This is a genomic window from Polynucleobacter sp. MG-5-Ahmo-C2 (genome assembly GCF_018687735.1).
Classification (GTDB): Bacteria; Pseudomonadota; Gammaproteobacteria; order Burkholderiales; family Burkholderiaceae; genus Polynucleobacter.
The window spans coordinates 1,675,081-1,701,223 of record NZ_CP061304.1 but is presented as its reverse complement, the minus strand read 5'-3'; the positions used below and the strand labels follow the sequence as shown (position 1 = coordinate 1,701,223).

Sequence of the window (26,143 nt, the reverse complement as noted above, 5' to 3'; positions counted from 1 at the left end):
CACCAAATAAGTGCAAATGCCTCAATAGGGGGATTTGTGACAAATCAATGAACGTTCCAACCATCAATATCGCTACATGCAATAAGCATTCAACCCATTTTTTATTACAACCAGTAAGGAGCATTACATGAAAACTTTGCACAAGACAGCAATCTCTGCGGCAGCAGTAGCGTTGTTATCAGGTGTAGCAACGACAGCAGCTTTTGCTGAAGAGGCTGCAGCCCCAGAAGTGAGCCCAATTACAGCAAACGTAACTGTTGCAAGTAACTACATCTATCGTGGTTTGACACAAACCAATAACAAACCAGCAATTCAAGGCGGCTTTGACTACGCGCATGAGAGCGGTTTCTATGTGGGCAACTGGAACTCATCTATTTCCTGGATTAGTGACAGCTACGGTGCAAATGGTTACGGCAACAAGCAAACTACACCAGGTGCTTCAGTGACTGGTCCAATTGAGATGGACTTCTACGCTGGTTTCAAAAAGGAACTGATTGCTGAAGGTTTTGCTACTGACGTTGGTGTTTTGCAGTACTACTACCCAACCTCCGGCCTGCCTAACTATACATATGCTGGCAATGCGACCACTTTAAGTAATGCTGGTGCAGTCTCGTCCCGTCAGTTTTTGGGCTACAACCCAAGCACAACTGAAATCTATGCTGCGCAGAATTTTACTGCTGGCCCTGTAACAGGCTTCTTGAAGGTTTCATATGCAGCTACCAATTTATTTGGAATCTATAACAGTGCTGGTTCAATGTACCCAGACTTGACTGCAAACTACGACACTGGTTTTTACGGCATCACTTTGAATGCCCATGCTGGTTACCAATACGTTCCCAATAACATTACTCAAGCTGCTGCGACTGCAACTACGTCTAGCCCAGCTGGCACCTATAACCTCAGCTACGCTGATTGGAAGTTGGGCTTGACTAAAGACTTTGGCGGTGGTTTGTCCGGTTCTGCTTATTACACTGGCACTACTGCACAAAAGGTTAGCAACGTTTATGTATACGCTACGCCGCTTAACGGTAACCAAGGTCGTGGTAACGCAGTTGTATCTTTGACAAAAACTTTCTAATTTCCACCTCTGAACGGAGAAACACATGAAATTAATTACCGCAATCATCAAGCCCTTCAAGCTTGACGAAGTGCGCGAAGCTCTCTCGGAAGTGGGAGTTTCGGGCATCACCGTCACTGAAGTTAAAGGCTTCGGTCGTCAAAAAGGTCACACCGAGTTGTATCGCGGTGCTGAGTACGTAGTTGACTTTTTGCCGAAGGTAAAAATTGAAGCTGCTGTTGAAGATGGCATCTTGGAGCGTGCGATTGAAGCAATTGAAAAATCTGCACGTACAGGCAAGATTGGTGATGGCAAGATTTTTGTCTCTCCAGTTGAGCACGTCATTCGTATTCGTACCGGTGAAACCGGCGCGTCAGCACTTTAAAGAGAGGTTCAAAATGTTAACTTGGATGAAAAAACTCCTAGCTGGCGGCGTGATGGCTTTGGCTATTGGTGCTACTGGTGTGATTGTTACTTCGCCAGCGCATGCTGATGAAGTTAAAAAACCAGCAGTTACTGCTCCTGCCGCAACTCCTGCTGCTGCAGAACCTGCGCCTGTTCTTTGCTCTGAAAAGTGCAATAAAGCCGACACCGCATGGATGATGGTCTGTACAGCATTAGTGCTGTTAATGACGCTTCCTGGTTTGGCTTTGTTCTACGGTGGTTTAACACGTAGCAAAAACATTCTGTCGATCTGCATGCAATGTTTCATGGTGTTCTCTTTGATTACAGTGCTGTGGGCTATTTATGGCTATAGCTTTGCATTCACAGAAGGTGGGCCATTTGTTGGCGGACTTGATCGTTTGTTCTTGGGCGGTATGACTCCGGACTCAGTAGCAGCAACCTTTAGTAAAGGTGTTGTGATTCCTGAGTTTGTGTTCATGGCTTTCCAGGCAGTGTTCGCAACCATTACTTGCTGCTTGATCATTGGTTCCTTTGCTGAGCGCGCTAAGTTCTCTGCAATTTTGATATTCATGATCATTTGGTTCACATTTAGCTACTTGCCAATCGCTCACATGGTTTGGTTCTGGCCTGGTCCTGATGACATCAAAGATGCTGCATCACTTGAGGCTATTACTGCTCGTGCTGGTTGGTTGTGGCAAAAAGGTGTTCTCGACTTTGCTGGCGGTACCGTTGTTCATATCAATGCTGCTGTTGCCGGCTTGGTAGGTTCATACGTTATCGGTAAGCGTGTTGGCTACGGTAAAGAAGCAATGAAGCCACACAACTTAGTCTATGTAATGACCGGTGCCGCTCTCTTGTGGTTTGGTTGGTTTGGCTTCAATGCCGGTTCTGCACTCGAAGCAAACGGTAGCGCAGCATTGGCTTTCGTGAATACATATTTGGCTACGGCTGCTGCTGTTTTGGGCTGGTCTGTTGCTGAGTGGGTTCTCAAAGGTAAGCCATCCATGTTGGGTGCTGCTTCTGGTTGCGTAGCTGGTTTAGTTGCTATTACTCCTGCTGCTGGTTTTGCTGGCCCAATGGGTTCAATCGCAATCGGCCTATTTGCTGGTGTAGTTTGCCTCTGGGGTGTTACCGGTCTCAAGAAAATCTTGGGCTCTGATGACAGCTTAGATGTATTCGGTGTACACGGCGTAGGCGGTATCTCTGGTGCGTTGTTGACCGGTGTATTTGCCGATCCAGCATTAGGCGGCTCTGGCATCTGGGATTACGTAGCAAATGCTGTTGCTCCTGACTACTCTATTGCTAGCCAATTGTGGATCCAGGCTCAAGGTGTGATTACCACTTTGATCTGGTCTGGCGTGGTTTCTTACATAGCATTCAAATTGATCGATATCGTGATCGGTTTGCGTGTGAAGGAAGAAGAAGAGCGCGAAGGCTTGGATATCAGCTCACATGGTGAGTCTGCCTACGAGTCTTAATCTGTAGATTTACCCCTCACTGGGCGGCTTTCATTCGCTGCCTGGTTTTAAGCGCGGGATCCTAGGATCCCGCGTCTTTCTTTTAATAATCTTACAATGGTGGAATGGTTCCACATCTCATCACAGCCCTAAGCGGTCCTTTGCTCGAATTAGAGTCAAAGGTTCTAGAAGCGACCCCAACTATTGAGCGTTGGTTCAGATTGGAATGGCAAGAACATACCCCGCCGTTCTACTGCTCAGTTGATTTACGTAATTCAGGATTTAAGCTGGCCCCGGTAGATACCAATCTCTTCCCAGGCGGGTTTAATAATCTCTCGCCTCAAATGTTGCCCTTGGCAGTTCAAGCGGCGATGGCTGCAATTGAAAAGATCTGCCCGGAAGCTAAAAATTTATTATTAATTCCGGAGCGCCATACTCGCAATACTTTCTATTTGCAAAACATTGCGCGTTTGTCCTCTATCTTGCGTCAAGCTGGCTTGAATGTCCGCTTGGGTACTTTTTCGGAAGAGATTAAAAAGCCAACCTGGATTGAGTTGCCAGATGGTAATCGTCTATTAATGGAGCCCCTATCTCGTTTAGGCCTCAAGAAGCAACGCCTAGGCCTAAAAGATTTTGATCCTTGCTCTATTTTGTTGAACAACGATTTGTCTGCTGGGATTCCGCCGATTTTGGAAAACTTGCATGAGCAGTATTTGCTGCCTGGATTGCATGCAGGTTGGCACGTACGTCGCAAGTCGAATCACTTTGCCGCTTATGAAGAGGTTGCTAAAAAGTTTGCTAAGGTCGTTGATATCGATTCCTGGATGATTAATCCTTATTTTGCAAGTTGCTCGAATGTGAATTTTCATGAGCGCAAGGGCGAGGAAGAATTACAAGCTGCAGTAGAGCAAGTCCTGAAAAAGACGGCCAAGAAATATCGTGAATACGGCATTAAAGAAAAGCCTTATGTCGTAGTCAAAGCGGATGCTGGTACTTATGGCATGGGTGTCATGGTGGTTAATGATCCCTCACAATTAAAAGGCTTGAACCGTAAAGACCGCAATAAGATGAGCGTGGTTAAAGAGGGCCTGGAGGTAAGCGATGTTCTCATCCAAGAGGGTGTCTATACCTTTGAGAAAGTCAACGAGGCAGTCGCAGAGCCGGTGGTATATATGATTGATCGCTACGTCATTGGCGGCTTCTATCGGGTTCATACTGATCGTGGTCCAGATGAAAACTTAAATGCGCCTGGTATGCATTTTGTGCCCCTGGCGTTTGAGCAAAACTCGATGCCAGACATGAGTGCTAAGCCTGGTAGCGCAGCTCCAAACCGGTTCTATTTATATGGGGTGGTTGCGCGCCTAGCCTTGCTAGCGGCTTCATTGGAGCTTGAGCGCACAGATCCAGATGCCGAAGCGGCCTAATTGATCTAGAAGACTATGGACTTTTTATTCATCGCTGATCCCCTTGAATCTTTTAAGTTTAAAAAAGATTCTACTTTGGCGATGATGCGTGCCGCTCAGGAGTTGGGCCATCGTTTATGGTTTTGTCAGAGCCGTAATATTTTATGGAGAGATGATCTCGTTGTGGCGGATTGTCAAACTCTGCTTGTAAAGCCAAGCTCTACATCATGGTTTGAGCTTGGGGTGATGGAGTCACGCTCGCTTAAGTCGTTTTCCGCAGTGCTGATGCGTACCGATCCACCATTTGATATTGAGTATCTCAATACGACATGGTTGTTATCGGCTGCAGTCCGTCAGGGTGCGAAAGTATTTAATAATCCTGCAGCTGTACGTGATCACTCAGAAAAGTTATCTATTACTGAATTCCCGGAACTCATTCCACCGACATTGGTCACTCGTGAACTCAGTGCAGTCGAAGCGTTTCATCAGACGCATCGCGATATCGTGATTAAACCCTTGGATGGTATGGGCGGTATGGGAGTGTTCCGCGTGGGTTCTGATGGTTTAAATCTAGCCAGCATTGTAGAAACGCTTGGTGAGAACGGAGCTAGAACCTTGATGGTGCAGCGCTTTTTGCCAGAGATAGCCCAGGGTGACAAGCGGGTATTGTTAATCGGCGGCGAGGTTGTGCCCTTTAGTTTGGCGCGTATTCCGCAGGGTAGCGAGATTCGCGGTAATTTAGCAGCCGGAGGTAAAGGCGTTGCTATGCCTCTCACAGATGCTGAAAAGAAGATTGCAGAAAGACTGGCGCCTATTCTGAATCAGCGTGGTTTATTCTTGGTTGGACTAGACTTAATCGGTGGTTACCTTACAGAAATCAACGTTACTAGCCCTACTTGCTTTGTTGAAATTACAGAGCAAAGTGGGTTTGATGTTCCACAGTTTTTCTTAAAAGCGCTTGAGAAGGCATTGTCATAACATGGTTGGAATTGTCATTGTTGCCCACACGCCAGTTGCGAGTGCAATGCTCGGATTTGCTGAGCACACCTATGGCGTAGTGCCTGAGCGCGTAAGGGCAGTTGATATACCTCCTCATGAAGATACCAAAGCCAGCTTTGATCGAGTAATGAAGGCGGCTTACGGAGTGAATACAGGGAGTGGCGTACTCATTCTGACTGATGTGATGGGGGCAACCCCAGCGAACGTAGCATCAAGGCTGGAAGCGCTTGGTCCCTTATCAGGATTAAATGCCCCTGTGATTGTGCTTGCGGGTTTAAATCTGCCAATGCTGATGCGCTGCATTACTCATCGTGGCGAAGGTTTAGAGGAATTGGCACAAAAGGCGCTTGCTGGAGGTCAGCATGGGATCTTGCGTCTAGGTGCCAAGGTTGAAGAACAATAATTAAGGAGCCCCACACGTAATGCCAGTCGCAGAAATCGAAATCATTAATAAATTAGGCTTACATGCTCGCGCTTCTGCCAAGCTCTCTCAATTGGCTGCGCAGTTTCCGTGTGAAATACTGTTGTCACGCAATGGGCGTCAAATCAATGCTAAGAGCATTATGGGTGTCATGATGTTAGCGGCTGGTATTGGCAGCACAGTAACACTCGAAACAGTTGGCGATCGGGCCGATGAGGCAATGCAAGCTCTGACAGAATTAATCAATAACCGCTTTGGTGAAGGCGAGTAAAAAATGACTTTTGCCTTGCACGGAATTCCGGTATCAAAAGGGATTGCAATTGGCAAGGCCGTACTGATTTCTCATGCAGCATTAGAGGTTAGTCACTATTTAGTTGAGCCAGGCAAAGAAGAGTCTGAGGCGCGAAAGTTACTAGATGCTTTTGATCAGGTTCGCCAAGAGCTCAACCAACTACGCGATGGTCTCCCAAAAGATGCACCACAAGAAATGGCTGCGTTCTTAGATGTGCATGGCATGATTCTTGCTGATCCGGCCTTAGCCGAGAAGCCGATCATGTTAATTCGCTCTCAGCGCATGAATGCTGCCTGGGCTCTCACAACTGAACTAAATGATTTGTTGGAGCAGTTTTCTGAAATTGAAGACCCTTATTTAAAAGAGCGTGCCAACGATATTCGTCAAGTAGCTGAGCGAGTAATTAAAGCCTTAAATGCGCAGAAAAAAGATGCGCTCGATAGCACTGACATGATGTCCCCGAGTGATTTAGGTGTTGATTCGATTATCGTGGCTCACGATATTGCGCCTCACGATATGTTGCGCTTTAAGGAGTTCGCCTTTACTGGTTTTGTAACGGACCTCGGCGGCAAGACCTCTCATACCGCCATTGTTGCTCGTAGCATGGAGATTCCTGCGGTAGTAGGCGTGCGCCATGCTAGCGAAATGATTCGCCATGGCGATTGGTTGGTCTTAGATGGTGAGCAAGGGGTTGTAGTCGTAGCTCCAGATGAAAAGTTGCTTGAGGAATACCGCAAGTTACAAACTCAGGGCATCAAAGAAGCTCGTAAGTTACAGCAGCTCAAGCATGCTAAGACTGAAACAGCGGATCGCGTTCAGATTGAGTTATTTGCCAACATTGAGTTACCTGAGGACGCCATTCAAGCTGTGAAATTAGGCGCCGTCGGTGTTGGTTTATTCCGCTCCGAGTTTTTGTTCATGGATCGCCAGCAAGCGCTGCCCGACGAGGAGCAACAATTTTTAGAGTACCGCCGTGTGGTGGATTTGATGCATGGCCTGCCTGTCAATATTAGAACAATTGACGTTGGTGCCGATAAAGCATTGGGTGCTGGTGGTAGTGATGTATCTCAAACGGGTACATCCCCATTGGGCTTGCGGGCAATTCGTTGGTCTTTAACTGAGCCAGAAATCTTTTTAACCCAGTTGCGAGCGATCTTGCGGGCTTCTGCATACGGTCAAGCTCGCATCATGATTCCGATGTTGGCTCACGCCAAAGAGATTGATGAAACTTTCCGCTTAATTGAAAAAGCGAAGCAACAACTTCATCAACGTGGTCAGGCGTTTAATGCCAATATTCAGGTGGGCGCCATGATTGAAATCCCGGCCGCCGCTTTGGTCCTACCTCTATTTATCAATCGTTTCGATTTTTTATCTATTGGCACAAATGATTTAATTCAGTACACCTTGGCAATCGACCGTGCTGATCATGCTGTGGCCCATCTGTATGACCCGCTGCATCCAGCAATTTTAAATTTACTGGCCAATGTGATTGAGCAAGCGAAACGCGCCGATGTGCCCATTGCGGTATGTGGCGAGATGGCTGGAGACCCTTCCTTGACGAGATTGTTACTCGCCCTGGGATTGACGGATTTTTCGATGCACTTCAGTCAGCTGCTATTGGTTAAGCGTGAAATCTTAAAAGCAAACGTGGGTTTATTGAAGGCCCGTGTTCCAAGGGTCTTGAAGGCTTATGAGCCGGAAGACCAGGCTAAAGCTTTAGAGCGCCTGATGGCTTAATGCGCTTTGCCGCAAACCGAGCATTCGGGATTGCGGGAGATTTTAAATTCATCTACTTGGGTAGTGCGCGCATTCCACAGCAACATACGCCCTATCAAGACTTCTCCAAAACCCGCTAGCACTTGAATGGCTTGAGCCGCTTGCATTGCACCAACAATACCTACCAGCGGTGAAAAAATTCCCATCGAAGAGCAACTTACTTCTTCAAAGTTTTCATCGGGTGAAAAGACGCAGGCATAACAGGGGGATGTGGAATTGCGCGGGTCAAATACGCTGATCTGTCCATCAAAGCGAAGTGCCGATCCAGAAACCAATGGAGTTTGATGGTTTACACAGCCAGCATTAATGAGGTGGCGCGTTGCAAAATTATCGGTGCAATCTAAAACGACATCAACGCTTGGCAATAATTCATCCAGGAGCGACGACGTTGCTTTAGCCTCAATCGTTTCAATATGAATACCCGAGTTTAATTTTTGCAAGAACGCTTTTCCTGAATCGACCTTACTCTTACCTACATTTTGTTCGGTGTGCATGATTTGGCGTTGTAGATTAGTCAGCTCGACTTGATCATGATCCAGCAGGGTGATATGGCCAATACCGGCAGCAGCTAGGTATGGCGCTGCCGCACTTCCAAGGCCGCCAGCACCAATGACTAGAGCATGAGATTCTAAAAGCTTTTCTTGGCCTCCAACATCGATTTCTTCAAGCAGTAAATGCCTTGAGTATCGAAGTAACTGCTCATCATTCATCTGCGGGCCAGAAAATGAAAATTACTCGAGCTTGGATGAAGAGCGCTTCACCGGCTGACCGTTAATGAATGCAACTGCCTGTGAAAGCATGAAGTCATCTGCACTACCAAGTTCAGGCGGCTTTTTGTTCTTATCTTTTTCTTTCTCTTCAGGAGTTTTCTTCGCATTCTTGTCTTCAATGCGCTGTAACTCTTCGAGGCGACGTTGTTCACGATCTTTAATCAGCTTGTCTTCAGCAGATTGCTTATTGCGTAGATGCTTTTCACTATCAATTTCACGAGTAATAAGGACATCGTCTGGATCGCCATCTTTGTTTTGATCCACAGGGATATCAGGTTTAACACCAAATGCCTGGATCGATTTTCCGCTTGGCGTGTAGTAGTAGGCGGTTGTGATCTTGAGGGCAGAGTCATTGGTCAGTGGGCGTACAGTCTGAACGGAACCCTTACCAAAGGTTGTCTTACCAATAATGGTTGCGCGTTTGTAGTCTTGTAATGCGCCAGCAACAATCTCAGAAGCAGAGGCTGAATAGGCATTAACCAAGACAACCATTGGTAACTTCTTGAAAATCTCTGGTACACCGGCTAATGGGTCGCCGGGCTCACTTAAGCGATACATGGCTGGCGTGGCATTAAATACTTGTTTAGAGTCAGGCGCCTGACCTTTAGTGGAAACCACCACCACATCCGCAGGCAAAAAAGCTGCAGCCACACCAACCGCGCCTTGCAGAAGGCCGCCACCATTATTCCGGAGGTCAAGAATGATGCCTTTGAGTTTTGGGTCTTGAGTGGCTAAATCGGTTAATTTTTTAGCGAGGTCTGGGACGGTACGCTCTTGGAAACTCGTTACTCGAACCCATGCAATGTCGTTATCCAGAATTTTGGCTTTGACAGACTGCACTTTAATTTCTGCGCGAGTAATAGTGACTGGAAAGCTGCGCTCTTCACTCTTACGATATACGGTTAAGGTAATTTTAGTACCTGGTGTGCCGCGCATGGTACGCACTGCTTTATCCAGCGACATACCGCGTACGGGCTTGTCATCTAAGCGGGTAATGAGGTCGCCTGCCTGTAATCCAGCACGTGCAGCAGGGCTGTCTTCAATCGGATTGAGAACCTTTACAACACCATCTTCGGAGGTGATTTCTATTCCGAGACCAGCAAACTTTCCTGAAGTTGCCTCTTGCATTTCAGCAAAATCTTTTTTGTCGAGAAAAGTTGAGTGCGGGTCAAGGCTGCTAACCATTCCCTTGACAGCATCAGTTAATAGTTGCTTGTCTTCAATCGGTTCAACGTACTCACGCTTGATTTGCGCAAAGACGTTAGAGAGTGTGCGAAGCTCATCAAGTGGCAGTTGCGCACCTTGTTGAGCGGTTGCTGAAAGTTGAATGGTGGCTGCTACCCCAGCAATCAAGCCGACTGTAATGAGAGCGAAATTCTTTAGAAATTGGCGCATGTTTCTTTTTTGACCCTAGTCCAGATAAAAGTGTTGAATGGGTTTGAGATTGTCATCAAGCTCATACACAAGTGGTACGCCATTAGGAACATTCACTTCCATAATGGCTGCGTCAGACATTTGGTCCAAGTATTTAATTAAAGAGCGGATGCTATTGCCATGCGCAACTAAGAGTACACGTTTTCCAGCTTTGAGAGCTGGTGCAATCGACTCATTCCATAGAGGTAGCACGCGCTCTACATTGTCTTTGAGACACTCCCCTAAAGGAATGTCCGAAGTATTTAGTTTTGAATAGCGCTGGTCATTTATAGGATTGCGCTCATCACTAGGCTCTAGCAATGGCGGGCGAACATCATAAGAGCGGCGCCAGATATGAACTTGTTCGTCACCATACTTAGTCGCAGTCTCTGCTTTATTGAGACCTGTGAGCGCACCGTAATGACGCTCATTCAACCTCCAGCTATGAACAACAGGAAGCCACATTAAATCCATAGCGTCTTGAACATGCCAAAGGGTGCGAATGGCGCGTCTTAAAACTGAGGTGTAAGCCACATCAAACTCATAGCCTGCTTTTTTAAGGCTTTCACCGGCTGCTAGGGCTTGTTCTGCGCCTTTTGGGGTCAAGTCAACGTCTGCCCAGCCAGTGAAGCGATTTTCAAGGTTCCAGGCGGATTCGCCATGACGAATAAGGACAAGTTGTTTCATAGAGCCATTCTATAATCCGGTGATGAACTTTCTCACTCAAATTGATAATTTAGCGCTTATTGCCCTGCTTTTAGTTTCGGGCGCCGCGCTCTTCCTACCCTCATTATCTACGCTTATTGGCGGAAAGGGCTTGTCGCCTACCGAAGCTACGATTTGGATTAATCGTCGAAAGGCCTATGTTTTGGACTTGCGCCCTGAAGAGGCTTATAAGGCAGGCCGACTCCCTGGGGCCAAATTCATTAGTACGTCCGAGATCTCGGCTGCGATTGAGAAGCTCAAGTTAGACCGCAAGCTTCCAGTAGTTCTGGTTTGCGAAACCGGGGCCTATTCTCGTAAGGCTATTGCCGAGGTTCAAAAGTTAGGGTTCGCTGAGGTTGGAGCTCTTGAGGGTGGCGTCCATGCTTGGAAACAGGCATCCCTTCCCTTGGTTAAGTAATGTCTATGACCCCAGTAACCATGTACAGCACCCAAGTTTGTCCATATTGCGTAATGGCTGAAAAGCTATTGCTCAAAAAAGGCGTGAGTAATTTAGAAAAGATTTTGATTGATCGTGATCCTGCGCAGCGTGAGCTCATGATGACCCGCACTGGTCGCCGCACTGTTCCGCAAATTTATATTGGTGACACTCATGTTGGTGGATACGATGATCTTGTGGCTTTAGATCGTGCAGGTAAGCTCGATCCCTTATTGGTTTAATGTATTAATTCGTCAAGAAAGATAGCAATGACTGAACAATCTACCGCACCTCAAGCAGGGGCTGATAACTCAAATGAACCTGGATTTCGGATTCAGCGCATTTATCTTAAAGATCTTTCATTGGAACAGCCTAATGCGCCACAAATTTTATTGGTTGCTGCAGAGCCTCAAGTAGAAGTAGAGGTTGATATTGCTGTTAGCCCATTAAGCGAGAGCATTTTTGAGGTGGCGATTATCTCTACCGTTACCGCCAAAGTAGACTCAAAAGTGCTGTTCTTGGTTGAGGCTAAGCAAGCTGGCATTTTTGAATTCAGTAACATTCCACCGCAACAGCTTGATCCGATGCTGGGTATTGCCTGCCCAACCATTTTGTACCCATACCTTCGTTCAAATATTGCCGACATCATTAGTCGCGCCGGCTTCCAGCCCATTCATCTGAATGAGATTAATTTCCATGGCATGTATGAGCACCGCCTCATGCAAGCTCAACAGGCAGCTGGCACAGAGAGTGGCGCCACTGATGAGAGCAAAATTATTTTTCCCCATTAGCTCTAAACAAGGGGCTCTTAGATCATGAAAGTGACCCTGATTGGTGCTGGAGCTTGGGGAACGGCGATGGCTGCACAAGCGGCGCGCCACCTCAAGGATGGAGATGTTTGCTTGTGGTCTCGCAGCAAAGATCAACTGGCAGATATTGATAGGAGCGGCGAGAACCGCTCCTATCTGCCTAACATTCAGTTGCCCAAAAACATTACATTAGAGAGCAATCTCTCTGTCGCTATTCAAAGACTTTTTGCTGATGATCTATTGGTGATTGCAACGCCAATGTCTGGGCTTTCAGAAACAATTGCCCAAGTATTAAAAATTGCTGAGCATCCTCTCAATATTATTTGGTTATGTAAAGGTTTGGAGCCAACTACAGCATTGTTGCCGCATCAAGTGGTTGAGCGTGAGGATCAGTTACATAACCATGGCATTTGCCATTCTTATGGCGCATTATCTGGACCCAGCTTTGCATCAGAGGTCGGCGCCGGGATGCCATGTGCCTTAACAATTGCCAGCACTTCCGCTGATTTGTGTGTTGTAGCACAAGCTGCGTTTCATCATGGCAATATGCGCGTTTATTCAAGTGATGATTTGGTGGGTGTGGAGTTAGGTGGCGCGATTAAAAACGTTTTAGCAATTGCCGCTGGTATTGGCGATGGCTTGGATTTGGGTTTAAATGCTCGGGCTGCTGTTCTTACGCGCGGTTTGGCTGAGATGATGCGCTTAGTGAAGGCAGCCGGTGGTAGACCAGAAACCTGTATGGGCCTCACGGGAGTTGGCGACCTCATATTGACGGCAACAGGAGATCTTTCTCGTAATCGACGCGTAGGTCTCGAACTTGCCTCCGGTAAATCATTAAAAGAGATTTTGTCTGGCCTAGGCCATGTGGCTGAAGGGGTCCTTTGCGCTGCTGCAGTAGGAGATTTGGCGAAGCGCCTGGGTGTTGAGATGCCAATTACTACAATGATGGGTGAAGTGCTTGCTGGCAGACTTTCACCACCAGAAGCACTCAAGAAGCTAATGGGCCGGGACCCAAAAATAGAGGCTTAGTTCGCCCCGGCCAAGCTTTCATTTGCCGCCTGCCAGACCATTTTGGCGCCAGGCCTCATACACCACAATCGCTACCGTATTAGATAAGTTCAAACTACGACTACTATCTTGCATTGCCAGGCGCATTTGATTATTTTCTGGGATGGAGTTACGCACTTCGTCAGTAATGCCTTTCGTCTCGGAGCCAAACACAAAGTAATCGTGAGGGGTGTATTTGCCTTCATGAAACCTTCCACTTCCTTTTGTTGTTAAAGCAAATAGGTGTTTTGGGTCCGGTTGTTCATCTTGAAGAAATTGCGCCCAATTGGCGTGAACCTTTACTTTCGCGAACTCATGATAGTCGAGCCCTGCTCTGCGCAGTTTGGCATCTTCCATTGGAAATCCTAGGGGCTCAATCAAATGCAGCGTAGCTCCGGTATTGGCGCATAGTCTAATGATGTTGCCGGTATTTGGTGGGATTTCAGGCTCGAATAAAACAATATTAAACATGTGGCGCTCTTGCTGTTCTGAGTAAAACCCAGTTGGTGACGTGTGATGCACCATTGTCCTTCAGAACGCGTGCGATTTCATTAAGAGTGGCTCCACTGGTCATCACATCATCAAAAACAATGACGTTTTCACCCTGTAAAAGCGGCATAAAGTTGTCATCAAGATAAAACATGTCTCGTATTGCTAGGCGTCTGGCAGAAAGCCCACCTCCTGCTTGTTGAATTTCATGATGATGGCGCTTTAGTGCGCGAGGTAATTTCTGGATACTTGGATTGCAATGAATTCTGCGCGCAATCTCCCAGCTTTGATTAAAACCCCGTGAGGATAATTTCTGTGTACTCAGGGGTACGGGCAGTAGAAAACTTGCATTGCTATTTTCTAACTGCTTCGGAAGCAGTTGATTCCACACATTTGCTAGTCCATGGGCATGAGCAAGACGTTTCTGATACTTCAGTTGATGGATTGCATTTTGTAGTGCACCTTCATAGCGATCTAGGCAATAAGTTTTATCAAAATAAGGTGGATTAATTTTGCATTGTTTACAGCGCTGCTCTTTAAGCTCTGGCATTTTTAGGGTGATGCCACACTGAAAGCAACATTCAAAATTGAGTAAGCCATCCGTCCTTAAGGATTGCAAACATTGTGCGCAAATTGAGTTCAGTTGATGGCGCTCACAGACGATGCAGGCGCTTGGCAGAACTTGCTGGCTAATAGATTGAAAAATCTTCTCTAGAAAACGCATGGGGCGCTGAGTATACTGAGTCAATGACCCAGCCGATCAGATGGTTACAAGACGAAATTGCAGACCGCATGTTGCAAAAACTCGATGTCGTCAAACTCGATGTCAAGGATGTTCTTATCGTTCCGGATTTTCCTGGAAAGCATTTGGCTTCTTTTGCAAAACGCTATCCCAATGCAAATATTCATAGTCTGTCTGAAGAGGGAATTTCTGGTTTTGACATGTGGCGCTCAAAAGCTTTATCTAATTGGCGCTCTTTGTTTAATAGGAATGCGGAACCCATAGCTAGTTACCTAGCAAATGATAAATTTAATCTTCCAGACAATTCTGTTGATTTGGTGTTCAGTGATCTCTTGTTGCAAGACTTGCCTGATCCACGACATTTTTTGCAAGAGTGTTGGCGTATTTTGCGAGAGGGCGGCTTAATCACTTTTAGCTACTTAGGGCCTGATACCGGAAATGAATTACGCGCTCTTGAGCTGGGTGTCCTGAAGTTAAAAAATTTATTGAGTCCTTGGGATATGCACGATATGGGGGATGCTCTTCTCGGAGAGCGTTTTTTGGATCCTGTAATGGATATGGAATTTATAAGCCTTGATTACCAGTCTGATGCACTATTAATGGCTGATGCAGGTGCATTGAAATTGCTACAAATGCCAGCAATTGAACAGTTCAAAAGCGGAGTTTTGCCGCAAAAAATGACATTAGAGGTGGTGTATGGACACGCTTGGGTGATAGGAAAACATCTTACGAAAGCACGGGACAACATCGCCTATATTGATATAAATCAAATTGGGCGCAAGACTAGGTCAGATTCTGCTTAAGTGTGAGTGCTTACTATCATTTTAACCATTGCCAAGATTGGATTAGCTTGGGTTAGGTCGGTTTGTTGTTGAGCTCAATTAACCCTATAATTACCGCTGGATGTATTGGCTTTAGACCGCTTTTTGGGCATTTTGTGGCGTTTTTAGCCACTTTGCTCGCGACAATAAACAGAGAATAAGATGAATTTATTTGGAAAAGTCATTAGGGCTTCGCTCTATTTAGTAGCAGCCTTTGGCACTGCTTTTGCACAGGCATCTGAAAATATGCCGGGTGGCCCAGCTGTTAATCAGTTAAATTTTGCTGCACCTGCAACCAAAATCATGCAAGAGATCCACTGGTTGCATTGGATGATGTTGGCGATCTGTGCGTTGATCTTTATCGGTGTATTTGGGGTGATGTTCTATTCCATCTTGAAACACCGCAAATCATTGGGTCATAAATCAGCCTCTTTCCACGAGAGCACAACCGTTGAAATCATTTGGACAGTCATTCCTTTGCTCATCGTTATTGGCATGGCATTGCCTGCAACAAAAACGGTTGTGGCAATGAAAGATACAACCAATTCAGATATCACCATTAAGACCACTGGTTATCAGTGGAAATGGGGTTACGACTACATCAAAGGCGAAGGCGAAGGCATTAGTTTCTTATCCACCTTAGCTACATCACGTGAAGCAATTAACAACTTGGCACCTAAGTCAGATACCTATTTAATGGAAGTGGATAACGAAATGGTTGTGCCAGTGGGCAAAAAAATTCGTTTGATCACAACTGCAAATGACGTGATTCATGCGTGGACTATTCCAGCCTTTGGTGTAAAGCAAGACGCGATCCCAGGCTTTGTTCGTGATACTTGGTTTAGAGCTGAGAAAATTGGTACATTCCGCGGCCAGTGTTCTGAGTTGTGTGGTGCAGAGCATGCCTTCATGCCTATCGTTGTAAAAGTAGTTTCACAAGAGGACTACACGGCTTGGGTTGCTCAGAAGAAAAAAGAAATGGGTGCTGGCGGTGATGACCCTTCCAAGGTTTACACCTTAGATGAGCAAAAAGAACGTGGTGCAAAAGTGTATGCAGCGAATTGTGCTGCATGTCACCAGCCAAATGGTAAGGGTGCGGGCGCATTCCCAGCGCTAGACGGTAGCAAAGTGGTGAATGGACCAAAGGAAGGTCAATACAACATTCTGCTCAACGGTAAAAATGCAATGCCTAAATGGGCTGGCGTAATTTCTGATGGCGATATCGCCGCCGTTATTACCTACACCCGTAACTCATGGGGTAATAAGACGGGTGAGGTAATTCAGACCCAACAAATTATTACCGCACGTGGCGGCAAGTAATCCAAATTAACTAATACAGATAAAACGAAACCGGAGTAATTCATGAGCACAGTCTCTACTACCCACGATCACGCACACGACCACGCGCATGATGATCACACGCCACACGGATGGCGTCGTTGGTTGTTTGCAACAAACCACAAAGACATCGGCACGATGTATCTGATCTTCTCATTTGTTAGCTTACTGGCTGGTGGTGTAATGGCCATGGGAATTCGTTTGGAGTTATTCCAACCAGGCCTGCAGTTTTTCCGCCCGGAGTTCTTTAATCAGCTAACAACCATGCATGGCTTGGTAATGGTATTTGGTGCGATCATGCCGGCATTCGTTGGCTTTGCTAACTGGATGGTGCCTTTGCAAATTGGCGCGTCTGATATGGCGTTTGCCCGTATGAATAACTTCAGCTTCTGGATTTTGCCGGTGGCTGCAACCTTGTTGTTGAGCTCATTCCTAGTTCCAGGTGGCGCTCCAGCAGGTGGTTGGACCATCTATGCGCCTTTGACCTCACAGATGGGTCCTGGTATGGACATGGCTATTTTTGCCCTCCACTTATTGGGTGCTTCTTCCATTATGGGTTCGATCAATATCATCGTGACCATTTTGAATATGCGTGCCCCTGGCATGACTTTGATGAAGATGCCAATGTTCTGCTGGACTTGGTTGATCACTGCTTACTTGTTGATAGCTGTAATGCCTGTATTGGCTGGCGCTATCACCATGGTATTGACTGACCGCCATTTTGGCACTTCATTCTTCTCTGCTGTTGGCGGTGGTGACCCAGTCATGTTCCAGCATATCTTCTGGTTCTTTGGGCACCCAGAGGTTTACATCATGATTCTTCCTGCCTTTGGAATCGTCAGTGAAATCGTTCCAGCATTCTCCAGAAAAACATTGTTTGGCTACAGCTCTATGGTTTATGCAACATCGTCTATTGCGATCTTGTCATTCATCGTTTGGGCTCACCACATGTTTGCAACAGGCATGCCAGTCACTGGTCAGCTGTTCTTTATGTATGCAACGATGTTGATTGCTGTTCCAACTGGTGTGAAAATTTTCAACTGGGTTGCAACGATGTGGAAAGGTTCGATGACCTTTGAAACTCCAATGTTGTGGGCTATTGGCTTCATTTTCGTATTTACGATGGGTGGTTTTACAGGGTTGATCTTGGCAATGGCGCCAATTGATATTGGTTTGCAAGATACCTATTACGTAGTTGCTCACTTCCACTATGTGTTGGTAGCAGGTTCATTGTTTGCAATGTTTGCTGGCTTCTACTACTGGTGTCCTAAGTGGACAGGTCGTATGGCCAGTGAAACGCGTGGCAAGATCCACTTCTGGGCTTCCATGATTTTCTTTAATATCACCTTCTTCCCAATGCACTTCTTGGGCCTCGCTGGTATGCCACGTCGTTATGCAGACTACCCTACTCAGTTTGCTGACTTCAATTCTATTGCCTCGATTGGAGCGCTAGGTTTTGGTTTAGCGCAGGTGTACTTCTTGTTCTGCGTAGCATTGCCTGCGTATCGTGGTTATGGTGAGAAGGCTCCGGCCAAGCCTTGGGATGGTGCTAAGGGTTTAGAGTGGACTGTGCCTTCACCAGCGCCACACCATACCTTTGAAACACCTCCTAGTGCAGAGCAGTTGCGTGAAGCAGGAATTTAATACGTCTTCCAAACAAGCCCTAGCTGCGAATAATCGTCGCCTAGGGCTAATTCTTTTGAGCATTGCCGCAGTCTTCTTTGTCGGCATTGTGATGAAGTGGAGCGTTTTGGGTTAATCCCACTTTGCCAATATGACAGCTACTTATTCTGCTAACCGCCAAATCTTATTGAAGCTGCTGATTGCTTCAGTCATGATGTTTGGTTTTGGTTATGCCTTGGTTCCGATGTACAAGGCCTTGTGTGAGGTCACTGGCATTAACGTAGTAACTAGTAAAAATGATTATGGTGTCAGAGCCTTTAGTCCAAATAAGGTTGGCAATACCCAGGTTAACTATGCGCGCACTGTAACCATTGAGTTTGATTCCAATAGTCGTGGACCATTTACATTCAAGCCTGTGAAGAACTTCTTGGAGGTTCATCCCGGTGAAATGACTGAAATTGTGTATGAAGTGACCAATAATCTCGGTCGTGTAGTGCGGGCTCAGGCAATACCGAGCTACGCCCCTAAAAGTGCAACAGAGTTTTTTACTAAATTAGAGTGTTTTTGTTTTCAGGAACAAACGCTAGCAGCAAATGAAACAAAGAAGATGCCAGTAGTGTTTGTGATTGATGCGGGCTTACCCGATGACGTTAAGACAATCACTTTGTCATATACCTTCTTTGAGTTAGGACTAGGCGGTACGCCGCCTGCCCCTAAGTCGAAGGTAGTTTCATGAAGAAAAAAAGCAGTTTTATGCAGTCTATGAAAGCCGTGATGTGGGGTTTCTTGGGAGTGCGTAAAAAAGCAGGTTTGCAGGAAGATGTAGCTTCACTAAGTTTTGTACACATTATCATTGCAGGTGTTGTTGGCGCCCTCATTTTTATGGGTGTTCTGCTCTTGATAGTGAAAGCAGTTGTGTCCAATTAATTATTTTTTGATTGAATAGAGAGAATAAGATGTCATCCAATTCAACCCCATACTATTACGTCCCTGGACTATCTAGACATCCCGCTATGGCAGCTATTGGCTTAATCGCTTTTGGCTTTGGCATGTCTGGATGGGTAAATCACACCTCTTGGGGTGGCGCCTTAAGCTTGGTTGGTGTCGCATGGATTCTGTTCGTGCTCTATAACTGGTTTGGCGACACGATCGCCGAGTCGAATTCTGGTAAGAATGGCGTCAACGTTGATATTTCTTATCGCTGGTCGATGGCTTGGTTCATTTTCTCTGAGATCATGTTCTTTGCCGCATTCTTTTCTGCACTCTTCTATGCGCGCAATATTGCGATGCCTTGGATGGGTGATGTTGAGAGCAAATTACTCTGGCCTAACTTCCAGGCTGTTTGGCCTAACGATGGCCCCGCTGGTTTGGTTGAGAAATTTACCACCATGGGTCCTTGGCCAATTCCAACTGTGAACACTTTGCTGCTGTTGAGTTCTGGCGTGACGATTACTATCGCTCACCATGCATTGGTTGAGAACCACATGAAGAAAGCCATTATTGGCTTGGCGGCAACAGTTGGCTTGGGCTTCATCTTTTTGTGCTTCCAGGGCTATGAGTACTACCATGCCTACCATGAGCTCAATCTGAAATTGACCTCTGGTATCTACGGCTCAACCTTCTTCATGTTGACTGGTTTCCACGGTTTCCACGTATTTCTTGGCGGCACCATGTTGGCAATTGTTTTGCGTCGTATGATTCGTGGCGATTTCACTGCTAAACATCACTTTGCCTTCGAGGGTGCTGCTTGGTACTGGCACTTTGTTGACGTTGTCTGGCTTGGTCTGTACATCGCTGTCTATTGGATGTAACTGGGATAAAAAAATCGGGGCGCTAAGCCCCGATTGATTTTTAGGCGTTCTATTTTTAAGTGGCTAGTTTAGTTTGTGCCTACTTTGATACCGGTAGATTCAATCAGACCAAAGTAATGGGCTAGCAGAATCCCGATGAATAGTGCGAGCGATAGACCGATGCGCAGCATGAGCGAGTGAACCATTCTGGAGCTATTACCCCTATCTTTCATCATGTAATAGAGAGCTGACCCTAAGCTAGCAACAATCATTAGTAGGACAATCGGAATAATCCACTTCATCTTAAATCCTTCACTTGAATAATCTTTTTACAGCTCTCATTGCTAAGCGCATAGTTGCTACTTTATCAGCCTTGCTGGTCATTGCAATTGGCTGTGCTGCTGGTATTTGGCAGTTGAGTAGGGCTGAGGGCAAGATTGCCTTGGCCGCTAATTTATTAGCTAGGCAACAGATGCCAATTTTGAGTGCAAATGCGGGCCCTTTGACTTTAGAAGAAGCAAGCGAGCGTCGCATGATTGCTCGTGGTCAATATATCCCACGTGCGGCTATTTGGTTGGACAACCGGCCAAGACCAATCCCTTCTGTTGGGAGCAATTCCTCGCAGTCTGGTTTTTACCTTTTGATGCCTTTGCAGCTTCAGGGGCGCGATGAGATTCTTTGGGTAAATCGGGGTTGGGCTCCGCGTAACAATGAGAATCGTGAGTCTTTGCCTCCGATTAAAACGCCATCTAATCAAGTCAATATTGAAGGTATTGTCTTTGCCCATCCGGGTAGGGTTTATGCCTTAGGCGAAAGCAAGGCTGCCATCGATACTGGCAAGCCCCGAATTGAGCAGAATTTTGATTTGGTGGGTGAGGGCAAATTGCGCGGTTGGGCTCAGAGCCCTTTTATTTTGCGAGAGGTTGATACTGGTATCGATGATGGCCTATTGCGCGAGTGGGCTCCCCTGACGACCGGAGTCGATCGCCATTATGCTTATGCATTCCAGTGGTTTGCATTAGCGCTTGTTGGCTTCTTATTTTGGTTGATTACTGGCCTGCGGCAATATAGGTGGCGGGGTTTGAATGGGGATCAAGAGTGAGTGATAAAGAATTATTAATTCCAGCTTCACAGATAGACGCATCCGCTATTAATGCGCGCACTCGTCGTGGTCGCATTCAGATGCTGTTGTTATTGCTTGCTTGTGCCTCTCCGGTTATAGCTTCATATTTTGCCTATTACGTTATTAAACCTGAAGGTGGAAAAACAAACTTTGGCACTTTGGTCTACCCAGCTCAAGAATTGAATGCGATGTGGCTTAATGTTCCGCTGCAAGGTAAATGGACTCTTTTGATTGCGCGCCCTGCCGGTGAATGCCAAATCAAAGATGAAAAATGTATTGAAGCGCTCTTTCTCATGCGTCAGGTGAGGATTGCAATGGGTAGAGAGAGTAAGCGTGTTCAACTCGTCTGGATCAATACCGATGGAAAGCCTGTTGATCCTGAAGTTGCCAAGGCTTATGACGAGCAGGCTGCTGGATTTAAGGTTATAGGGCTTCCAGGAGATCCTAAGATAAAGGCCGAGTTTGAATCTTGGTTAAATAAAGAGGGTTCAGGGCAGCAAATTCAGTTGATTGATCCAAGTCCGGCGAAGATGATGTATTTCCCAGTTACCAATTCGCCGAAAGAATTTGCCGGCATCAAAAAGGATTTAGAAAAACTCTTGAAGTTAAATCACAAGGGTGAGAATTTGTAATGCCTACTTTTGTTTTGTTCTTGGAGTTGGCTACTATTGCGATCATATTTGCAGGACTTCCCTTGGCTTATCTTTGGACGAGGCCAGGCTATAGCTTTTTCCAAAAACTCAATTGGGTATTAGTCTTTATGACGTTTGATCTGATTGTGTTTGGCGCATTTACCCGTTTAACCGATTCAGGGCTGGGTTGCCCTGATTGGCCGGGATGCTATGGGGTCTCCAATCCCTTTCATGCACTTGGCGAGATTCAGTTGGCCGAGACCGCTTTGCCTACTGGCCCTGTCACCGTAATAAAGGCCTGGATCGAAATGATTCATCGCTATTTAGCAATGACAGTAGGCGCCTTAATTTTGGTTCAGGTAGCCCTCGCTTTTGGCAAGGTAAAGTCTTTGGGAAAATTCCCTTTGCTGGGTAGTTTGGGTCTACTCTTGTTGGTATGTGTTCAGGGGGCTTTTGGTGCATGGACCGTGACCCTCAAATTACAGCCCATCATCGTGACAATTCATTTGATGTTGGCTTTGCTTTTATTGGCCTGCTTAACTACTTATGCACAGCAAGCTTGGGAGCAGAGCACTTCTGCTGTCCTTACTCTGCGCATACGCCCTTTACCAGCCCAGCTTCTCTGCATTGCTTTTGTAGTTCTGACCATCCAAATCTTTTTAGGCGCTTGGGTCAGTACTAATTATGCAGTATTGGCCTGCCCGGATTTCCCTACTTGCCTTGGAAGTGTCTGGCCAGAAACTCATTGGAGGGAGGGCTTCACACTATGGCGTCAATTGGGTCTTAATGCGCAAGGTGAATTTATTTCTCCAGTAGCTTTACAGACAATTCATTGGGCACATCGCTTATTTGCTATTTTGGTTTTGATTGTCTTGGGTGCGTTGGGCTGGAAAGCTCTGCAATTGGCAAACCCGGTGTTATCAGAACTGAAGCGCTTTGCAAAACTTTTAATCGCATTGCTTCTGCTACAAATCCTTACCGGAATATCCAACGTCGTATTTCAGTGGCCATTATTTGCTGCTTTATTGCACACCGCGGGTTCTGCCGCTTTAGTATTTTGTTTAGTCAGGATGAGTTATTGGGCGTCTTGGGCCCCATCCCCTTCAAAGAAGATGGCAAAGCGATGAACACACCTAAAACCTCTGCGCCTGTCGCAATGCCACGTTGGCGTCAGTACTGGGTTTTAACAAAACCCAGGGTGACTCAGCTTGCCGTTTTTTGTGCAGTGATTGGCATGTTCTTGGCGACGCCAGGTATGGTTCCTTATCCCGTTCTATTCGGTGGAATTATTGGTATCTGGTTATTGGCGGGCGCCGCATTTGCTGTGAACTGTTTAATTGAGCAAGCCGTAGATGCAAAGATGAAGCGTACCTCTTGGCGCCCCTCAGCCACTGGCGAGGTGACACCATTTCATATTATTGTTTTCTCTATCATTCTCGGTTCGCTCGGAATGGTCATTCTATGGAACTTTTGCAACCCCCTCACCATGTGGCTGACTTTAGCAACCTTTGTGGGATATGCTGTGATTTACACCTGGCTACTAAAGCCAGCAACGCCACAAAATATTGTGATTGGCGGCCTCTCTGGAGCAATGCCTCCAGCGCTAGGCTGGGCTGCGGTAACTAATACGCTATCTGCCGAAGCCTGGCTTTTGGTCTTAATTATTTTTGTTTGGACGCCCCCACACTTCTGGGCCTTAGCCCTATATCGTCGTGACGACTATGTGCAATCTGGATTGCCAATGTTGCCAGTGACACACGGTGAGCGTTTTACCCTGCTCAATATCCTCTTGTATACCCTGATATTGATTGCGGCAACTATGCTGCCTTATATCTATGGCATGAGCGGCATGGTGTATCTAGTTTCCGCAATTATTCTTGGCTTCATGTTCTTGGGCTATGCGATTGCTTTATTTATTTCTTATAGCGATGAGCTGGCTAAGAAAACTTTCCGCTTTTCAATTACCTATTTGTCTTTGCTCTTTGCAGCGTTGCTCATAGATCACTACTTCCTCTGAGATGAATATTACTTTTTTGCGTAACTGCTGTTTTGCTGCTTTTCTAATTGCATTAACCGCTTGCAGCCCAAAGCCAGAGTTTAAAAACATCGATATTACTGGTAGCACTGCCTTTGGTAAGGACTTTAGTTTGGTGGATCCAGATGGTAGAGAAAGAACGCTCGCAGACTTTAAGGGCAAGGTCGTGGTGATGTTCTTTGGCTATACACAGTGCCCAGATGTTTGCCCAACCACCCTCACTGAAATGCAGCAAGTCATGACCCTATTGGGGTCTCAATCGGATAAAGTGCAAGTGCTTTTTGTGACCGTTGATCCTGAGCGAGATACCGCTGCCATTTTGAAGCAGTATGTGCCAGCTTTTGATTCTCGTTTCTTGGGTTTACGTCCAGCCGATGAGGCTGCTTTAGAAAAAGTCGCCAAGGACTTCAAGATTTATTACAAGAAGGTTCCGGGAATTAGTCCGGGCTCCTACACAATAGATCATACGGCCGGCAGCTATGCATTTGACCCAGAGGGGCGCTTGCGTCTCTACATCAAGCATGCTCAAGGCCCTGAGACCTTGGCGCATGACTTGAAAGAGCTTTTAAAATAATTGTGTTTGGTATGGCTGAAGAAGCTTAGGCTGCTTCAGCTTGCAACATGCCGCGCATCTTTTTGAGGGCTGCCGTCTCAATTTGACGAACACGCTCTGCTGAGATGCCGTATTCAGCGGCGAGGTCATGCAATGTCTTCGTGCCGTTACCATCTGCATCCATTGCTAACCAACGTGACTGCACAATATTACGACTGCGCTCATCTAGAGCCATCAAGGCTTGATCTAGCTTGGGGCCTTGTAGTGCGTCAGTCTCATTGCTGGCAATTCGCTCCGTAGGCTCTTGGCTATTATCGGCAAGCCATTGAATCGGGGCATAGGCCGCATCTTCATCAGTGTCATCGCCTTCCAGAGCAACATCTCCGCCGGCAAGACGCATTTCCATTTCTTTAACGTCTGAACCTTTAACATCAAGTGCTTTAGCTAAAGCTTCTACTTCGCCCGGAGTAAGCGCGCTCAAAGTTGGTTTATTACTACGTAAGTTGAAGAACAACTTGCGTTGTGCTTTAGTCGTTGCCATTTTAACTAAGCGCCAGTTCTTGAGAATGTACTCATGAATCTCTGCCTTAATCCAATGAATTGCGTATGACACTAAGCGTGCACCATTATTTGGGTCGTAACGCTTAACGGCTTTCATCAAACCAATATTGCCTTCTTGAATCAAGTCGGCATGCGGAATGCCATAACCGAGATATTGACGAGCAACAGAAACAACGAGGCGTAAATGCGAAAGCACTAATGTCTTAGCGGCATCGACATTTTCAGTGCGGCGAAATTCCTGCGCAAGATGCAGCTCTTCTGCAGCGCTCAGCATGGGTACGCGATTCACGTACGCAATATAAGAATCAAGAGTGCCAACCCCAAGGGATGGCAGCATCGGAAATGCAGACGCCGCTGCAGCCTGCGCTACAGGCAGCCTTTGCATATTCGGTTTGTCAGATTTCTTTTGAACCATTTTTTAAAAAGATGTGGTGTTAATAAAGCTCTATTTTAGCACTCCTGTCAAGAGAGTGCTAATGGTTTTTAATAACTATAAGTCACTGATTTAATTGAATAATTCAGATGAATATCGCTTAGCTGTGAATGGCGCTAAATCATCAATTCCCTCGCCCTTGCCTAGGGCCAATATGGCTGGCTTTCCTCCTTCTTGGAGGGTATGTGCCAGGGCGCAGATAACGCCACCCTTAGCAGTGCCATCTAGCTTCGTAACGATGATTCCAGTAAGACCAAGGGCCGCATGGAAGGCCTTTACTTGACTCAAGCCGTTTTGACCAGTATTGCCATCCAGTATTAGCAGGGTATGGTGTGGTGCGCCAGGAAGGGCTTTGCCGATCACACGCTTTACCTTCTTGAGTTCTTCCATGAGGTGGTCTTGAGTGGCAAGGCGACCAGCAGTATCAATAATCAGGATATCGTTTTTACGAGAGATTGCTGAGTGGATGGCGTCATGAGCAACTGCAGCGGCATCACCGCCTTCCTGAGTAATGACGTCTACCTGATTGCGACTACCCCATTCTTGTAATTGATTCCGGGCAGCAGCTCTAAATGTATCTCCTGCAGCCAAGAGAACAGATTTTCCTTGAGATTGAAAGAGCTTACAAAGTTTGCCAATAGTGGTGGTCTTGCCAGCTCCATTGACTCCCACAACTAGCCATATCTCCGGGATATTGGCTTTGATAGATTCAAAAAGAGGGTTTGGGGAGGGCTCTAATGCTTTTAGTAGGGTGCTTACTTCTTCAATGAGAAGCGTTTGTAGCTCTTCAGGACTAGAAGCTTTTTCTGATTTAGCAGCTTTGCGAAGCTTACCTATCAATTGCTCAGTCGTAGGTAGGCCCACATCACTTTGAATTAGTGATTCTTCCAAAGTATCAAACCAAGCTTCATCTGTTTTGCTTGACTTGAAAAGGGATCCGAGGGTTTTACGTAAGCCGAACATAATCGATACAATTTAAACCTTGCATCTTATCAATTTAATTCTTGGGATAT

The 26,143-nt window shown here is 46.3% G+C and carries 32 protein-coding genes; 24 read left to right on the top strand and 8 right to left on the bottom strand.

Features of this window, described 5'->3' with window-relative positions:
- Positions 1–127 precede the first annotated feature (127 nt).
- From C2740_RS08705 to ptsP, 8 genes are all read left to right on the top strand, one after another.
- Positions 128–1,078 carry a TorF family putative porin gene (locus C2740_RS08705; protein WP_215293288.1) on the top strand — a complete coding sequence of 317 codons (951 nt, stop codon included), beginning with the start codon at positions 128–130 and terminating at the stop codon, positions 1,076–1,078.
- Between the two features lie 25 nt (positions 1,079–1,103).
- The gene (locus C2740_RS08700) at positions 1,104–1,442 is read left to right on the top strand and encodes a P-II family nitrogen regulator (RefSeq protein ID WP_011903792.1); all 339 of its coding nucleotides are present in this window, start codon (positions 1,104–1,106) and stop codon (positions 1,440–1,442) included.
- A gap of 13 nt (positions 1,443–1,455) precedes the next feature.
- On the top strand, positions 1,456–2,940 hold the full coding sequence (locus tag C2740_RS08695; protein WP_215293287.1) for an ammonium transporter: 1,485 nt from the start codon (positions 1,456–1,458) through the stop codon (positions 2,938–2,940).
- A 104-nt stretch (positions 2,941–3,044) separates the two neighbouring features.
- Positions 3,045–4,343 carry a glutamate--cysteine ligase gene (gshA, locus tag C2740_RS08690; RefSeq protein ID WP_215293286.1) on the top strand — a complete coding sequence of 433 codons (1,299 nt, stop codon included), beginning with the start codon at positions 3,045–3,047 and terminating at the stop codon, positions 4,341–4,343.
- 15 nt (positions 4,344–4,358) lie between these two features.
- Positions 4,359–5,300 (top strand): glutathione synthase, encoded by a 942-nt coding sequence (gene gshB / locus C2740_RS08685; protein ID WP_215293284.1) that lies wholly within the window; start codon positions 4,359–4,361, stop codon positions 5,298–5,300.
- A 1-nt stretch (position 5,301) separates the two neighbouring features.
- A complete protein-coding gene (locus C2740_RS08680; protein ID WP_215293282.1) occupies positions 5,302–5,724 on the top strand; it encodes a PTS sugar transporter subunit IIA in 423 nt (140 codons plus the stop codon).
- Between the two features lie 19 nt (positions 5,725–5,743).
- Positions 5,744–6,013, top strand: coding sequence for an HPr family phosphocarrier protein (locus C2740_RS08675; RefSeq protein WP_215293281.1), 270 nt, complete (start codon positions 5,744–5,746; stop codon positions 6,011–6,013).
- 3 nt (positions 6,014–6,016) lie between these two features.
- A complete protein-coding gene (gene ptsP, locus C2740_RS08670) occupies positions 6,017–7,771 on the top strand; it encodes a phosphoenolpyruvate--protein phosphotransferase (RefSeq protein WP_215293279.1) in 1,755 nt (584 codons plus the stop codon).
- On the opposite strand, the gene C2740_RS08665 is transcribed toward ptsP, so the two are convergent.
- Genes C2740_RS08665 through gpmA form a run of 3 tightly spaced genes read right to left on the bottom strand, consistent with a single transcriptional unit; the run spans position 7,768 to position 10,680 of the window.
- Positions 7,768–8,520, bottom strand: a complete 753-nt coding sequence (locus C2740_RS08665) for a HesA/MoeB/ThiF family protein (RefSeq protein WP_215293277.1) — start codon at positions 8,518–8,520, stop codon at positions 7,768–7,770. The two genes, ptsP and C2740_RS08665, sit on opposite strands and share 4 nt — an antisense overlap.
- Positions 8,521–8,541: 21 nt before the next feature.
- Positions 8,542–9,975, bottom strand: coding sequence for a S41 family peptidase (locus C2740_RS08660; protein ID WP_215293276.1), 1,434 nt, complete (start codon positions 9,973–9,975; stop codon positions 8,542–8,544).
- A gap of 15 nt (positions 9,976–9,990) precedes the next feature.
- On the bottom strand, positions 9,991–10,680 hold the full coding sequence (gene gpmA, locus C2740_RS08655; protein WP_215293274.1) for a 2,3-diphosphoglycerate-dependent phosphoglycerate mutase: 690 nt from the start codon (positions 10,678–10,680) through the stop codon (positions 9,991–9,993).
- Between the two features lie 22 nt (positions 10,681–10,702).
- Between gpmA and C2740_RS08650 the strand changes: the two genes are divergently transcribed.
- The 4 genes from C2740_RS08650 to C2740_RS08635 are packed head-to-tail and all read left to right on the top strand — an operon-like array spanning position 10,703 to position 12,972.
- The gene (locus tag C2740_RS08650) at positions 10,703–11,116 is read left to right on the top strand and encodes a rhodanese-like domain-containing protein (RefSeq protein WP_215293272.1); all 414 of its coding nucleotides are present in this window, start codon (positions 10,703–10,705) and stop codon (positions 11,114–11,116) included.
- A 5-nt stretch (positions 11,117–11,121) separates the two neighbouring features.
- On the top strand, positions 11,122–11,376 hold the full coding sequence (grxC, locus tag C2740_RS08645; protein WP_215294371.1) for a glutaredoxin 3: 255 nt from the start codon (positions 11,122–11,124) through the stop codon (positions 11,374–11,376).
- 27 nt (positions 11,377–11,403) lie between these two features.
- Positions 11,404–11,925, top strand: coding sequence for a protein-export chaperone SecB (gene secB, locus C2740_RS08640; protein WP_215293270.1), 522 nt, complete (start codon positions 11,404–11,406; stop codon positions 11,923–11,925).
- Positions 11,926–11,949: 24 nt separating this feature from the next.
- Positions 11,950–12,972, top strand: coding sequence for an NAD(P)H-dependent glycerol-3-phosphate dehydrogenase (locus C2740_RS08635; RefSeq protein ID WP_215293268.1), 1,023 nt, complete (start codon positions 11,950–11,952; stop codon positions 12,970–12,972).
- Between the two features lie 18 nt (positions 12,973–12,990).
- On the opposite strand, the gene trmL is transcribed toward C2740_RS08635, so the two are convergent.
- Positions 12,991–13,461, bottom strand: coding sequence for a tRNA (uridine(34)/cytosine(34)/5-carboxymethylaminomethyluridine(34)-2'-O)-methyltransferase TrmL (gene trmL, locus C2740_RS08630; RefSeq protein ID WP_215293266.1), 471 nt, complete (start codon positions 13,459–13,461; stop codon positions 12,991–12,993).
- Positions 13,454–14,227, bottom strand: a complete 774-nt coding sequence (locus C2740_RS08625; RefSeq protein WP_251369637.1) for a ComF family protein — start codon at positions 14,225–14,227, stop codon at positions 13,454–13,456. The genes trmL and C2740_RS08625 overlap by 8 nt, the downstream gene beginning before the upstream one ends.
- Here C2740_RS08625 and C2740_RS08620 point away from each other — a divergent pair.
- From C2740_RS08620 to C2740_RS08590, 7 genes are all read left to right on the top strand, one after another.
- On the top strand, positions 14,227–15,024 hold the full coding sequence (locus C2740_RS08620; RefSeq protein ID WP_215293264.1) for a methyltransferase domain-containing protein: 798 nt from the start codon (positions 14,227–14,229) through the stop codon (positions 15,022–15,024). The two genes, C2740_RS08625 and C2740_RS08620, sit on opposite strands and share 1 nt — an antisense overlap.
- Positions 15,025–15,204: 180 nt before the next feature.
- Positions 15,205–16,362, top strand: a complete 1,158-nt coding sequence (gene coxB, locus C2740_RS08615) for a cytochrome c oxidase subunit II (protein ID WP_215293263.1) — start codon at positions 15,205–15,207, stop codon at positions 16,360–16,362.
- A 42-nt stretch (positions 16,363–16,404) separates the two neighbouring features.
- On the top strand, positions 16,405–18,024 hold the full coding sequence (gene ctaD / locus C2740_RS08610) for a cytochrome c oxidase subunit I (protein ID WP_215293261.1): 1,620 nt from the start codon (positions 16,405–16,407) through the stop codon (positions 18,022–18,024).
- On the top strand, positions 18,008–18,139 hold the full coding sequence (locus C2740_RS08605; RefSeq protein WP_215293259.1) for a cytochrome oxidase small assembly protein: 132 nt from the start codon (positions 18,008–18,010) through the stop codon (positions 18,137–18,139). Before ctaD ends, C2740_RS08605 begins: the two co-directional genes overlap by 17 nt.
- A 15-nt stretch (positions 18,140–18,154) precedes the next feature.
- Complete coding sequence (locus C2740_RS08600; protein WP_215293257.1) at positions 18,155–18,739, top strand: cytochrome c oxidase assembly protein; 585 nt, start codon at positions 18,155–18,157, stop codon at positions 18,737–18,739.
- On the top strand, positions 18,736–18,930 hold the full coding sequence (locus C2740_RS08595; RefSeq protein WP_215293255.1) for a DUF2970 domain-containing protein: 195 nt from the start codon (positions 18,736–18,738) through the stop codon (positions 18,928–18,930). Before C2740_RS08600 ends, C2740_RS08595 begins: the two co-directional genes overlap by 4 nt.
- 29 nt (positions 18,931–18,959) lie before the next feature.
- Complete coding sequence (locus tag C2740_RS08590) at positions 18,960–19,814, top strand: cytochrome c oxidase subunit 3 (protein WP_215293253.1); 855 nt, start codon at positions 18,960–18,962, stop codon at positions 19,812–19,814.
- Between the two features lie 68 nt (positions 19,815–19,882).
- Here C2740_RS08590 and C2740_RS08585 read toward each other — a convergent pair whose 3' ends face one another.
- Positions 19,883–20,095, bottom strand: coding sequence for a twin transmembrane helix small protein (locus C2740_RS08585; protein ID WP_215293251.1), 213 nt, complete (start codon positions 20,093–20,095; stop codon positions 19,883–19,885).
- A gap of 14 nt (positions 20,096–20,109) precedes the next feature.
- Here C2740_RS08585 and C2740_RS08580 point away from each other — a divergent pair, with 14 nt between their 5' ends.
- Genes C2740_RS08580 through C2740_RS08560 form a run of 5 tightly spaced genes read left to right on the top strand, consistent with a single transcriptional unit; the run spans position 20,110 to position 24,157 of the window.
- Positions 20,110–20,895 (top strand): SURF1 family protein, encoded by a 786-nt coding sequence (locus C2740_RS08580; RefSeq protein WP_251369636.1) that lies wholly within the window; start codon positions 20,110–20,112, stop codon positions 20,893–20,895.
- Positions 20,892–21,548 carry a hypothetical protein gene (locus C2740_RS08575; protein ID WP_215293249.1) on the top strand — a complete coding sequence of 219 codons (657 nt, stop codon included), beginning with the start codon at positions 20,892–20,894 and terminating at the stop codon, positions 21,546–21,548. The genes C2740_RS08580 and C2740_RS08575 overlap by 4 nt, the downstream gene beginning before the upstream one ends.
- A complete protein-coding gene (locus C2740_RS08570) occupies positions 21,548–22,675 on the top strand; it encodes a heme A synthase (protein WP_215293247.1) in 1,128 nt (375 codons plus the stop codon). Before C2740_RS08575 ends, C2740_RS08570 begins: the two co-directional genes overlap by 1 nt.
- Positions 22,672–23,565: a heme o synthase gene (gene cyoE, locus C2740_RS08565; RefSeq protein WP_215293245.1), complete on the top strand. Its 894-nt coding sequence runs from the start codon at positions 22,672–22,674 to the stop codon at positions 23,563–23,565. Before C2740_RS08570 ends, cyoE begins: the two co-directional genes overlap by 4 nt.
- Position 23,566: 1 nt before the next feature.
- The gene (locus C2740_RS08560; protein ID WP_215293243.1) at positions 23,567–24,157 is read left to right on the top strand and encodes an SCO family protein; all 591 of its coding nucleotides are present in this window, start codon (positions 23,567–23,569) and stop codon (positions 24,155–24,157) included.
- 25 nt (positions 24,158–24,182) lie between these two features.
- Here the strand turns inward: C2740_RS08560 and rpoH are convergent, their stop codons facing one another.
- The gene (rpoH, locus tag C2740_RS08555; RefSeq protein WP_215293241.1) at positions 24,183–25,112 is read right to left on the bottom strand and encodes an RNA polymerase sigma factor RpoH; all 930 of its coding nucleotides are present in this window, start codon (positions 25,110–25,112) and stop codon (positions 24,183–24,185) included.
- 90 nt (positions 25,113–25,202) lie between these two features.
- Positions 25,203–26,093, bottom strand: a complete 891-nt coding sequence (ftsY, locus tag C2740_RS08550) for a signal recognition particle-docking protein FtsY (protein ID WP_215293240.1) — start codon at positions 26,091–26,093, stop codon at positions 25,203–25,205.
- Positions 26,094–26,143: the final 50 nt, after the last annotated feature.

Coding starts and splice junctions, on each gene's coding strand:
- rpoH (WP_215293241.1), bottom strand. CDS start 25,112: ATGGTTCAAAAGAAATCTGACAAACCGAATATGCAAAGGCTGCCTGTA.
- C2740_RS08560 (WP_215293243.1), top strand. CDS start 23,567: ATGAATATTACTTTTTTGCGTAACTGCTGTTTTGCTGCTTTTCTAATT.
- C2740_RS08570 (WP_215293247.1), top strand. CDS start 21,548: ATGCCTACTTTTGTTTTGTTCTTGGAGTTGGCTACTATTGCGATCATA.
- ptsP (WP_215293279.1), top strand. CDS start 6,017: ATGACTTTTGCCTTGCACGGAATTCCGGTATCAAAAGGGATTGCAATT.
- ftsY (WP_215293240.1), bottom strand. CDS start 26,093: ATGTTCGGCTTACGTAAAACCCTCGGATCCCTTTTCAAGTCAAGCAAA.
- C2740_RS08635 (WP_215293268.1), top strand. CDS start 11,950: ATGAAAGTGACCCTGATTGGTGCTGGAGCTTGGGGAACGGCGATGGCT.
- grxC (WP_215294371.1), top strand. CDS start 11,122: ATGACCCCAGTAACCATGTACAGCACCCAAGTTTGTCCATATTGCGTA.
- C2740_RS08620 (WP_215293264.1), top strand. CDS start 14,227: ATGACCCAGCCGATCAGATGGTTACAAGACGAAATTGCAGACCGCATG.
- C2740_RS08650 (WP_215293272.1), top strand. CDS start 10,703: ATGAACTTTCTCACTCAAATTGATAATTTAGCGCTTATTGCCCTGCTT.
- C2740_RS08585 (WP_215293251.1), bottom strand. CDS start 20,095: ATGAAGTGGATTATTCCGATTGTCCTACTAATGATTGTTGCTAGCTTA.
- coxB (WP_215293263.1), top strand. CDS start 15,205: ATGAATTTATTTGGAAAAGTCATTAGGGCTTCGCTCTATTTAGTAGCA.
- trmL (WP_215293266.1), bottom strand. CDS start 13,461: ATGTTTAATATTGTTTTATTCGAGCCTGAAATCCCACCAAATACCGGC.
- C2740_RS08600 (WP_215293257.1), top strand. CDS start 18,155: ATGACAGCTACTTATTCTGCTAACCGCCAAATCTTATTGAAGCTGCTG.
- C2740_RS08700 (WP_011903792.1), top strand. CDS start 1,104: ATGAAATTAATTACCGCAATCATCAAGCCCTTCAAGCTTGACGAAGTG.
- C2740_RS08675 (WP_215293281.1), top strand. CDS start 5,744: ATGCCAGTCGCAGAAATCGAAATCATTAATAAATTAGGCTTACATGCT.
- ctaD (WP_215293261.1), top strand. CDS start 16,405: ATGAGCACAGTCTCTACTACCCACGATCACGCACACGACCACGCGCAT.
- cyoE (WP_215293245.1), top strand. CDS start 22,672: ATGAACACACCTAAAACCTCTGCGCCTGTCGCAATGCCACGTTGGCGT.
- C2740_RS08680 (WP_215293282.1), top strand. CDS start 5,302: ATGGTTGGAATTGTCATTGTTGCCCACACGCCAGTTGCGAGTGCAATG.
- gpmA (WP_215293274.1), bottom strand. CDS start 10,680: ATGAAACAACTTGTCCTTATTCGTCATGGCGAATCCGCCTGGAACCTT.
- C2740_RS08590 (WP_215293253.1), top strand. CDS start 18,960: ATGTCATCCAATTCAACCCCATACTATTACGTCCCTGGACTATCTAGA.
- secB (WP_215293270.1), top strand. CDS start 11,404: ATGACTGAACAATCTACCGCACCTCAAGCAGGGGCTGATAACTCAAAT.
- C2740_RS08660 (WP_215293276.1), bottom strand. CDS start 9,975: ATGCGCCAATTTCTAAAGAATTTCGCTCTCATTACAGTCGGCTTGATT.
- C2740_RS08695 (WP_215293287.1), top strand. CDS start 1,456: ATGTTAACTTGGATGAAAAAACTCCTAGCTGGCGGCGTGATGGCTTTG.
- gshA (WP_215293286.1), top strand. CDS start 3,045: ATGGTTCCACATCTCATCACAGCCCTAAGCGGTCCTTTGCTCGAATTA.
- C2740_RS08665 (WP_215293277.1), bottom strand. CDS start 8,520: ATGAATGATGAGCAGTTACTTCGATACTCAAGGCATTTACTGCTTGAA.
- C2740_RS08595 (WP_215293255.1), top strand. CDS start 18,736: ATGAAGAAAAAAAGCAGTTTTATGCAGTCTATGAAAGCCGTGATGTGG.
- gshB (WP_215293284.1), top strand. CDS start 4,359: ATGGACTTTTTATTCATCGCTGATCCCCTTGAATCTTTTAAGTTTAAA.
- C2740_RS08705 (WP_215293288.1), top strand. CDS start 128: ATGAAAACTTTGCACAAGACAGCAATCTCTGCGGCAGCAGTAGCGTTG.